This is a genomic window from Methanobrevibacter millerae (assembly GCF_900103415.1).
In the GTDB taxonomy this organism is placed as follows: Archaea; Methanobacteriota; Methanobacteria; order Methanobacteriales; family Methanobacteriaceae; genus Methanocatella; species Methanocatella millerae.
Map to the genome: position 1 here is coordinate 174,601 of NZ_FMXB01000002.1, position 12,950 is coordinate 187,550.

Here is a 12,950-nt window from a genome sequence, read left to right on the forward strand (position 1 = left end):
CTATTCAAAAAAATCGAACCTGTTTAAATAATTGAATAATCGTTTAAGATACTTTTTATCAGGTTTAGGCCAATCAAATCCCAATGAGTGAAGAATATCAACAGTCTGTTCAATTTCTACATTCTCCTCGAAATCATCTTCTTCATCAAAGTCATCAATTGAAAAATCGGCAGTTATAATACCTCGTATAGTATCATTAATGTTATGTTCATAAATCCGTTTAAATTCTTCGAAACCCACTTCGGAAATTCCATAACCGAATGCATTTAATGCTTCGACAATATCCCTCTGGGAAATATAATGATTATTCATACAATGGAATACTCTGGATTTATTCGGAGTCTTACACAATGCAAGAATTCCCTTTGCAACATAATCTATTTGACTCATATCAACCTTTTCATTAGCCATTGCAGGATTCATTGCACCCAGTTTTTTAATGGTCTTAATGTTATTTAAAAATGCATTTGTATCATAATTTTTCTGGAACATACCATCTGAGTAACGGCTCATCAAGTTTCCTACTCTAATTATTTTTACTGGAAGTCCTTTAGTCGCCGCTTGTAAAACTGACCTTTCAGCTAAAAATTTACTGCATACATATTTATTTTCCAAATCCTGTTCATAATATAATGTTCTTTCATTATATTCCTGATTTGGATATGCCACATCATTTAAAGAGTATGATGAAAGAACGCTGATTGTTGATATCTGCACATATTTTATGTTATTCCTTGTTTGGGCGAATTTAAGTCCATTGATTACACCATCGACATTTACCCGGAATATATAATCATCGGCAGTATAGTGTTTTACAAGTGCTGCTGAATTTATTATTGTATCAATCGGTTCATCTTCAAGTTTTTTGAAATCATCAATTTCAGTTATGTCACCTTCGACTACGATGATGCGTGATCCGATTAGACCTGTGAAATCTTCATCGAAGTAATAATTCATCACATCAATTAAACGTTCTTCACATGAATCAAACTTGCCTTTCCTTAACATACAATAGATTTTTCCTTCCTCATTTTTGATGAATTCATATAGAATATGGATTCCTAAAAATCCTGTAGCACCAGTCAATAGGACATTACCCAATTCCAGATTTTCACCATCAAAGAAGTTTTCTAATGTATTTTCTTCGAGAAGTTTATTGATTTCACTGTAATCATAGTTTTTGATAATGTCCTCTTCTATATTCAACTCCTCATCAGAACCGCTTTCTCCAGACAATAATTTCGCCAGCGCTTTAGGAGTTTTCTTCTTGAATATATCATCATACCTTATAGTATATCCTCGTTTAAGCAATTCAATGATTAATTTTGATGCAATAAGTGATGTTCCTCCAATTTCAAAGAAATTATCCTCCGTACCAACAGTTTCTATATTCAATATGGATGAATACATTGCACAAATTTCCTGTTCAAGTTTTGTTTTCGGCGCCACATAATTCAAATCCATTCTTGGTTGCGGAAGTTTCTTAGTATCAGTTTTTCCATTTGGTGTTTGCGGCATTTCATCAAGCTGCATGAACACGGTCGGAATCATATAATTAGTAAGTCTGTCTTTTAAGAACTCTTTTAAATCATCTCTGTCAATTTCGCCATTAGCTGTGTAATATGCACATAAATGATCAACATTATTAATCTCTTTAATTACAACAACAGCCTGCCTTATATTCGGATATTGACCAATGTTGGTTTCGATTTCACCAATTTCGATTCTTAAGCCTCTTAATTTTATTTGGTTGTCTATTCTTCCTTTAATGTCTATTTCACCATTAGGAAGTTCAATAGCATAATCCCCACTCTTGTAATATGGAATGCCATTGATAGATAAGAATGACTCTTTGGTTTTTTCAGGCATGTTATAGTATCCTTTTCCAACACTCATACCTCCAATGTACAATTCACCCATTACACCATTAGGAAGCAATTTACCGTCAATGTCACGAACATCAGTAACATAATTGGTTAAAGGAGGACCCACGGTCAAATCGTTTACATCAGTGACCTCTTTGTTGTTTGAGGTGATTGTTGTTTCTGTTGGACCATAACTATTATAAACAACTGCATCACTGTATTTTCTTAAATCTTCATAAACTTTTGCTGAAAATTGTTCTCCACCAAGGAAAATACATTTTAAACAAGAAATCACATTACAGAATTCATCTAATTCAAGATAAGAGCCTATTCTTGAAGGAGTAATTTCTAAAACTTCAGGTTTATTGTCATCAATCAATTTAATAAGCTCAGGAACATTTTTGATTTGGACATCATCAGCCAATATCAATTTCAATCCATTTGAAAGAGATGTGAGAATATCATCAACAGACACGTCAAAAGAGATAGTTGTAATACAAAGCAAACTATCATAAGTGGATTTATGGTTTTGAGCCTGATTACAGATGTTTTTATGACTAATCATTACCCCTTTAGGATTACCGGTTGAACCTGAAGTATAAATCATATATGCCAAATCATCTGGAAGAACCTCAACATTCGGATTAACAGTAATCCCCTCTTCAATAAGTTCATTGACATTTATGGAATTATCGGAAGTCTCATAGCTTATGATGTAATCCGCCTGACTGTTTTCATAAATGTAGTTGATTCTTTCCTGAGGATATTCAGGATCAATAGGAACATATGCGCAACCTGCTTTCAGAACCCCTAAAATGGAAGCAATTAAATTACTGTCCCTTTTAAGCATTATAAGAACATTGCTTTTAGGTTTTACACCTCGCATGATTAATGCATTTGCAATCCTATTACTTTTCTCATTCAACTCCCCATAAGTTAAAGTAGCATCACTTGCAACCAATGCAACGGCATTTGCTTTTTCAACAACCCTTTTTTCAAAGCGTTTATGTAAAATTGGAGTGTCAATTTCTTCAAATTCTGGAATTTCCCCTTCAATCAATTCAATGTCATTTATTTTTAGTTTATCCATATCGTTTATAAAGAATTGGAATAAGATATATTTAATTGAATGCAGGAATAGATTAACATAATCTTCAGTATAAATTTGATCGTTATATTCCAAATATGCGGTAATAAATTCACCATCATCATAAATGTCCATGTTTATTTTATAGTCAGTTGAAACAGTACCATCAAGGTCAATTGCTTCGTAACCTCTACCATTAAGTTCAATGTCATTCTTTAAGGATTCATGAAACGCATAGAAGAATTCCGGTTTTAATTGATATTCTTCTGAAAGTTTTGTGTACGGATAATCACTATGAATTATTGCATCTTTCCATGCTTTATCAACTATTTTTATGTAATCTTCAACCAGCATATCACGATTTTCGCTATTTACAATAATCGGCAGCGTTTTAACTAACATTCCTTGAGTATTTGAATAATTTGAGTTTGCCCTACCGTTGAATATTGTTGTAATTAATGACTTATCACTAAATGTAAATTTATTAAGGCTTAAAAGTATAGCTGCCATAAATAAAACGTTTGAACTTACTGAATGGTCTTTACAGAAGTGCCTGATAAAATTAGAATCCATTTGATCCGAAAGAAGTTTAATATTTCCAATATCCGGATTGCCATTCATATTTGGAGTTAAAACTGTCGATTCAATGTCTTGACTAAATTGTTTTTTGAAGAATTTCTCGGAAACTTCACTAATAGAGGTTTTCTCTTCAATAAGACTGTATTCGAATCCGTTAATTATTTCAGCTTCTATTTCTTCATTGTTATATGCTTTGGCCAAATCATTGAAGAAAATACCTAAAGATACTCCATCAGTGATAATATGGTGGAAATCAATGAATAATATAGTTTCTGTTGGTGTTTTATAGATTTTAAATCTAAATAATTGATTATTGTCTAATGGAATCGGTTTTATGTCTCTCTCCATTATTTCTTTATTAGTAATAGAATCTATTTCAACAATTTCTATTTCTTCAATTTCAGCATGATCACATCTTTTTTGCAATATTTTTCCATCGTCAGTATTAATAATTCTTGTTTTGAGATATGGATGTGCATCAACAGTTTTAATAACAGCATCTTTAAGTTTATTAGGATCAATACTGCTTTCAAACCTTATTGCAAAAGGCATGGTGTATTTGATTTTTTCAGTTTGCATACACTCATAGTAAATTCCCATTTGGTTTTCGGTCAATGGGAAATATTCCATATCCTTTGCAGTTTCAATAATTTCATCCACATCTATTTCAGATTCTATATAATTGTCAATTTTATCTGCAAGCGATTTTATTGTCGGATTTGTGAACAATGATGTTACATCAATATTCACATTCATTTCATTGAAAATCATTGAGTTTAATTTCATTAATGTTAAAGAAGAGAAACCCAATTCATATAAATCATCTGTTGTACCGAATTTATTGGTATTGGCAATTGATGCGACAAGTTCAACTAATTTTTCTTCAGTTTCGTTTTCAGCTTCAACATAATCCAGATTTAATTTTGGTTTTGGAAGTCTTTTAATATCTGTTTTACCATTTGGAGATATTGGCATTTCATCAAGCTGCATAAATACAGTTGGAACCATATATTCAGTTAATTTATTTCCCAAATACCTTTTCAAGAGATGTATATCTATTTCTTCATCCGCTGTGAAATAAGCGCATAAATGTTCAACATTATTGATTTTCTCAATTACAACAACAATTTGCTTAATACCCGGGAATCTGGCAATATTTGATTCGATTTCACCAAGTTCTATTCTCAATCCCCTTAATTTAATTTGGTTGTCAATTCTTCCTTTTATTACCAACTCGCCATTTGGAAGTTCAATTGCATAGTCTCCGCTTCTATAATAAGGAATATCATTAATATATAGGAATGCTTCTTTGGTTTTTTCTTCCATATTGTAATATCCTCGGGATACACCATTTCCTCCAATGTATAGTTCACCCATTACACCACAAGGCACCAATTTACCGTCAATATCCCTAACTTCAGTTATGCAATTGTGCAGAGCTTTTCCAACAGTTATATTTTCAGCACTGGTGAGTTTATGGGTATTACATGTTACTGTTGTTTCAGTCGGACCGTAAATATTATAAACTTCCAAATTAGGATACTCTAAAAGTCGTGAAATTAGGTCTTGAGGCACCATTTCTCCACCAACACCAATATACCTGAAGTTAGGTACCTCTTTGGCGAATTCCTCATATTCCAAATATTGTTTAAATCTTGATGGTGCGGAAAATGTAAGTGAATCCGGTTTTTCTCTTTCAACTAACTCTGCCAATTCCGTAATATTTTTTATTTCACTATCGTTAGCCAGCACCATTTCCAAACCGAAGGTCAACGGCATGAAATCAAGTAAAAATGCGTCAAAGGATACTGTTGAAAGAGCAAGTGTTTTTTTCATTTTTGAATATGCATTATAAATTACACTATCATCGCTTTTTGAGAACAGATTTGTAATATTCTTATGACTAGTCATTACTCCCTTAGGATTGCCTGTAGAACCTGAAGTGTAAATCATATAAGCCAAATCATCCGGATTAATTTCCACTTGAGGATTTGAGGTATTCTCCTCTTCGAGCAATTCATTAATATCGATTGAATTTTCAATCACGCCATCCGCTATTAAATAATCTGCCTGACTGTTTTCAAAAATATAATCAATCCTGCCTTTAGGGTAGTTTATATCAATAGGTATGAATGCACATCCTGCTTTTAAAACACCCAAAATGGCTGAAATAAGGTTGCTGTCGCGTGGAAGCATTACTAACACATTACTGTTAGCTTTGATTCCTCTGTTTATAAGGGCATTAGCAACACGATTTGCTTTTTGGTTAAGTTCACTATAAGTCAATGAACCATCACTTGCAACTAATGCAATGTTTTCCGGAGTTTCATCAACCTGTTTTTCAAAGCGTTTATGGATAAATGGAATTTCCACATCAATAAATTCATGTAATTCCACATCATCTTTTAATTTTACATCACAGATTCTGCAACTGTCCATATCATTTTCAAGGAATTGAACTAAAATGTTCTTCATAGATTGTATGAATGTTCTAACATAATCTTCACTGTAGAGCTGGTCATTATATTCTATGATAACATTAAACTCATCACCATTATCATAAATAGCCAAATTGATTTTAGATTCAACTGTAACCATATCAACCCCAGGTAACTCCTGTGGGATGTACTCTTTATTGTTTATTATCATTTCATCTGATTCCAAGAATTCATGATACGCATAGAAGAATTCAGGTTTTAATTGATATTTCTCAGCAATTTTAATATATGGATATGCACTGTTTCTTATGGTTTCCTTCCAAGTTTGGTCAATGGATTTAATGAAATCTCTGACTGACACTTGCCTGTTTTCATTATTGATTATAAACGGAACAGTTTTTACCAAAAATCCTTGAGTATTGAAATAACTTGGACTTGATCTTCCATTGAATATTGTTGTAATTAATGTTTTGTCACTGAATGTGAATTTGTTTAGATTTAAAATGGTGCTTGCCATAAACAAAGCATTTTTACTTATAGAATTATCACTGCAAAACTCATTAATTAATTCTGAATCAATAGTATCAGAAACATTTTTTATTTTACCCTCATCAGGATTTCCATTAAGATCTGGAGTTAGAATATTGGATTCTATTCCTTGAGTTAATTTATTATCGAAAAATGCCTTTGCAGATTGATATGTTTCACTATTTTCGACATCTTTTTCCAGAATACTATAAGTATAACCATCGATTATTTCTTCTGACATATCTCTATTTTCATAGATATCTGCTATATCTCTAAATAAATTGTTTTGCGATACTCCATCAGTAATTATATGGTGGAAATCCGTGAATAAGACAACTTCATCAGGGGTTTCGTATATTTTGAATTTGAACAATTGACTGTCCTCTATAGAAATCGGGCCAACATCATTTCTGACAATGTCTTCATCGATAATGCTATCGACTTTAACAATTTCAATATCGTCGATTGCCACATCATCACATCTTTTCTGTTTTAATTCACCATCATAATTTACAATTCTTGTTTTAATATATGGATGTGCTTCAATAGTAGCAATAACAGCTTGTTTAAGTTTATTTGCATCAACATCACTGCCAAATCTTACTGTTGTAGGCATTGTATATTTAATCACGTCCGGATTTTGCTTACATTCATAGTAAATACCCAATTGATTTTCAGTCAATGGATAATACTCCATGCCTTTGGCTGATTCAATAAGTTCTTGAAGACCAGACTCTTTTTCATATGAATTATCAATTTCTATTGCAAAGTTTTTTACGGTTGGCTCATTGAATAATATGGAAATGTCTAAATTCGCACCCATTTGATCATAGATTATTGAATTTAATTTCATTAACGTCAATGAAGTAAAACCAATAGAGTATAAGTCATCTGTAACACCAAATTCATCAACATCTGAAATGGATGAAACAATATCATATAATTTATCTTCCGTTTCAGTTTCAGGCATCACCAAAGCCAATTTAAGTTGAGGTTCAGGCAGTTGTTTCAGGTCTGTCTTGCCGTTTGGTGTTCGTGGCATCTCATCTAGCTGCATGAACACGGTTGGAACCATATATCGAGTAAGCCTGTCTTTTAAAAATTCTTTTAAATCATCACTGTCAATTGTCTTATCAGCAGTATAATAAGCACATAAATGTTCATTATTGTTAATCTCTTTAATTACAACAACAGCCTGCCTTATATCGGAATATTGACCAATATTGGTTTCAATTTCACCAATTTCTATTCTTAACCCTCTGAGTTTAATCTGATTGTCTACTCTTCCTTTAATGTCAATTTCACCATTCGGAAGTTCAATAGCATAGTCCCCGCTTCTGTAATATGGAATGTCATCGATAGTCAGGAACACCTCTTCGGTTTTTTCAGGCATGTTGTAGTATCCTTTACCTACACCAGTACCTCCAATGTACAATTCACCCATTACACCATTAGGAAGCAATTTACCGTCAATGTCACGAACATCAGTAATATAATTGGTTAAAGGAGGACCCACGGTCAAATCATGTACATCAGTGACCTCTTTGTTGTTTGAGGTGATTGTTGTTTCTGTTGGACCATAACTATTATAAACAACTGCATCACTGTACTTTTTTAAATCTTCATAAACTTTTGCTGAAAATTGCTCTCCACCAAGGAAAATACATTTTAAACAAGAAATCACATTACAGAATTCATCTAATTCAAGATAAGAGCCGATTCTTGAAGGAGTAATTTCTAAAACTTCAGGTTTATTTTCATCAATCAGTTTAATAAGCTCAGGAACATTTTTGATTTGAACATCATCAGCCAATATCAATTTCAACCCATTTGAAAGAGATGTCAATATATCATCAACAGACACATCAAAAGAGATAGTTGTAATACAGAGCAAACTATCATAAGTGGATTTAGGATTTGAAACCTGATTACAAATGTTTTCATGACTAATCATTACCCCTTTAGGATTACCGGTTGAACCTGAAGTGTAAATCATATATGCCAAATCATCAGGGGCGACATTAACGTTAGGATTTTCTGGATTGCCTTCTTTAAGCAGTTCTTCAATGTCTAAAGATTTTTCTCCGGATTCATTGGCAATAATATAATCCGCCTGACTGTTTTCATAAATATAGTTTATTCTATCTTGAGGATATTCGGGATCAATCGGAATGAATGCGCAACCCGCTTTAAGGATACCCAAAATGGAAGCAATTAAATTACTGTCCCTTGAAAGCATTACTAAAACATTGCTTTTCGGCTTTACTCCCCTTTTAATCAATGCGTTTGCAATAACATTCGCTTTTTCATCCAATTGCCTGTAAGTCAATGTGACATCACTTGCAACAAGAGCAGTTTCATCACCTTTGCCAATCACTTGTTTTTCAAAGCGTTTATGTAAAATCGGCATATCGACAGGCGTGAATATAGGTGTCTCTTTACTTTCACCCAATTCTATTTCACCAATGCTTAATTTTTCAATATCTGCCTCAATTAATTGATTTATTACATCGATGATGCAATTTAAGAATGTGTCAATGTAATCTTCACTGTACAATTGGTCATTGTACTGAAGGAATAATTCAATATTATCCCAAGTTTCATTAACATCTAAGGATATTTTATAGTTAACTTCGAGTGAATCCAAATATTTAACCTTATAAGTTTTACCATTAATCTCAATTTTTTCAGCGTTAAGATCATTGTATGCATAGAAAAACTCTGGTTTCAATCCAAACTCTTCAGAAATTTTAGTATAAGGATAATCAGAATGATTGATGGTTTCCATCCATACGTCATTGACTGAATTTAAATATTCTTTAAATGATAATGTCCTATCATCATTGATTGAGACAATTGGAAGCGTTTTAACTAGCAATGCCTGCGTATTGATGTATGATGAGTTTGACCTTCCATTGAAAATAGTTGTAATCAATGTTTTGTCATTGAATGTATACTTATTCAAGTTCAGCATGGTTACTGCCATGAATAAAACATTAGGAGTTATCCTGTTTTCACTGCAAAACCTATTAATCAATTCGGGGTCGATATTTTTAGAAATTGATTTTAAAATACCTTCTTCAAAATTACCATTCAAATTAGGAGTCAATACGGTCGAATCAACTTCTTTGGTTAATTTATCCTGGAAGAATTCTCTAGACAATTCATATTTTTCACTGTTTTCATTCTCACTTTCAATTATGCTGTTAATGTAACCGTTGATTGTTTCTTTTTCAATTTCAATTCCCTGATAGGCATTGGAAATATTTGTAAACAGCTTATCTAAGGATTCACCATCGGAAATTATATGGTGGACATCTGAGAATAAAATTGTTTCACTAGGAGTTTTATAGATTTTAAATCTGAATAACTGGTCATTATGCAAATCAAATAGTTTTAGATTTTCTTTTTCGATTTCATCATCGGAAATATTATCAACATTAACAATAGGAATATCATCAATATCTATTGAATCATTACGTTTCAGCATCACTTTACCTTTTTGAGATACAAATCTGGTTTTAAGATAAGGATATGCTTCAATTGTCTTAATTACAGCATCACGCAATCTATCAGCATCAATTTCACTGCCAAATCTTATGACAGATGGGAGATTATACTGTGCAACATCACCGCTTTGAATGCACTCATAATAGATTCCCATTTGATTTTCTGTCAATGGATAATAAACCCTATCCTTAGATGATTCTATTACACTATTCAAATCAAGAATATCATTGTTTTCTATTTCATTTGCAATATTTTTAATTGTAGGATCATTCAATAATGAAATAATATCTAAATTAACACCCATTTCTTCATAAATCCGTGCATTTAATTTCATCAGTGTCAATGAAGTAAATCCGACAGCATACAAATCATCAGTAGTACCGAATTCCTTTGTTTTGCTGATGGATGAAGCAATTTCATGCAACATTATTTCAGTTTCAGTTTCCGGGAGCGTAAATGATAATCTAAGTTGCGGTACTGGCAGTTGTTTCAGGTCAGTTTTGCCGTTTGGTGTTTGCGGCATCTCATCAAGCTGCATGAACACAGTCGGAACCATATAACGAGTAAGACGACCTTTTAAAAACTCTTTTAAATCCTCACTATCAATCTCTTCATCAGCAGTGTAATAAGCACATAAATGTTCATTATTGTTAATCTCTTTAATTACAACTACCGTTTGTTTGATATTTGGATACTGCCCAACGTTTGATTCTATTTCACCAATTTCGATTCTTAATCCTCTTAATTTTATTTGGTTGTCGATTCTTCCTTTAATGTCAATTTCACCATTTGGAAGTTCGATTGCATAGTCCCCACTTCTGTAATATGGAATGCCATTTATAGTCAGGAACACCTCTTCGGTTTTTTCGGGTAAGTTGTAGTATCCTTTACCTACACCAGTACCTCCAATGTACAATTCACCCATTACACCATTAGGAACCAATTTTCCATCAATGTCACGAACATCAGTTATATAATTAGTTAAAGGAAGCCCTACAGTCAAATCGTTTACATCTGTGACATCTTTGTTGTTTGAGGTGATTGTTGTTTCTGTTGGACCGTAACTGTTATAGACAACTGCATCACTGTATTTTCTTAAATCTTCATAAACTTTTGCTGAAAATTTCTCCCCACCAATGAAAAAACACTTTAAGCAGGATATAACATTACAGAATTCTTTTACCTCAAGATAAGAAGCAAGTCTTGAAGGAGTAATATCTAAAATTTCAGGTTTGTTTTCATCAATTAACTTGATTAAAGAGGGAATATTTTTGATTTGAGTATCATCAGCAAGTATTAATTTCAACCCATTTGAAAGAGATGTCAATATATCATCAACAGACACATCGAAAGAAATAGTTGTAATACAAAGCAAGCTATCATAAGTGGATTTAGGATTTGAAACCTGATTGCAAATGTTTTCATGGCTAATCATTACTCCTTTAGGATTACCGGTTGACCCTGAAGTGTAAATCATATATGCCAAATCATCAGGGACAACATTAACGTTAGGATTTTCCATATTACCTTCTTTAAGCAGTTCTTCAATGTCTAAAGATTTTTCTCCGGATTCATTGGCAATAATATAATCCGCCTGACTGTTTTCATAAATATAGTTTATTCTATCTTGAGGATATTCGGGATCAATCGGAATGAATGCGCAACCTGCTTTAAGGATACCCCAAATGGAAGCAATTAAATTACTGTCTCTTGAAAGCATTACTAAAACATTGCTTTTCGGATTTACTCCTCTTTTAATCAAAGCGTTTGCAATAACATTCGCTTTTTCATCCAATTGCCTGTAAGTCAATGTGGCATCACTTGCAACAATAGCGATTTCATCACCGTTCTCCATTACCTGCTTTTCAAAACGCTTGTGAATCAAAGGCATTTCAACTTCACTGAAGGAAACATTTTCATTTTCGCAGACAAGAGCAATATCACAGATATTTGTTTTATCAATATTAGCATAAACTATTTCTTCAACGATTTTTTCAAGGTTTGATAGGAATAAATCAATGAAATCTTTTGTATATAATTCATCATTATAAAATAAGGACAAGCAAACACTTTCCTCATTTTCAACAATTCTTAGATAATTGGAATATTCTGCATTTGATTTTAAATCATCATCAAATGCATAATAAAATTCAGGATTTAAAAGAAGGTTATCTTTATCGCAATATTCATCGAATTCCAATGTTTTAATATAATTCTCATGAATATTTTCTAGAAATTCCCTAATGGAAATTTGCCTGTTTTCAAATTTGGCTGCAAATGGAACATTATTTTGATTGAAAATTAAAGTTTCATCTGAAAAATTAAATTTATTAAGTGTTAACGTTAAACTTGCCAATAACAGCTCATTGATTGAAATTGAATTGGATTCGGCAAATCCAACTAAATTCTCTTTTTTAATTTCATATTCTGATTTTTCAATTATGCCTTTTTCTTTTTCTCCATTCCTATTTGGAGAAATTAATGTTGATTCATCAAAATCCAGAAATAACCCGGACAAATATTCACTGAAAAAATCATTTGTTTTATCATCCACCATATCAAACCTTCGAATTTATTTATAAATAATGAATATTATTAAATCAATATAATAAATAATTTTTTAAAAATTATTATTTAGTAAAAATACGTGAAATAATGAAAAAACTAATAAAAATTTAACAATGCCTCCAACCTAATTTTTAATTTCATGTTTTTTTTCCTTTTTTATGTTGGTCTGTAGTTCAGGTGAATTTTCTCTGTTTTTTAGGGTTTCTTTTTGTTGTCTGTTTTTTCGTGCTTTTATTTGGGGATTTCGTGTATGAGGTTATCAATTTTTTTGTGTAAGTTCGTATTGTTTCTGTTTTCGGCTTTAAAATCATTATTGATAGGTATTTTTTTAATTTTCTAATTAAATGTGCTTGATTTACCTTGAAGATTTTAGAA

The 12,950-nt window shown here is 32.0% G+C and carries 1 protein-coding gene; it reads right to left on the reverse strand.

What is annotated here, in order from left to right:
- Positions 1-12,564, reverse strand: a complete 12,564-nt coding sequence (locus tag F3G70_RS02065) for a non-ribosomal peptide synthetase (protein ID WP_149731052.1) — start codon at positions 12,562-12,564, stop codon at positions 1-3.
- Between the last annotated feature and the right edge of the window lie 386 nt (positions 12,565-12,950).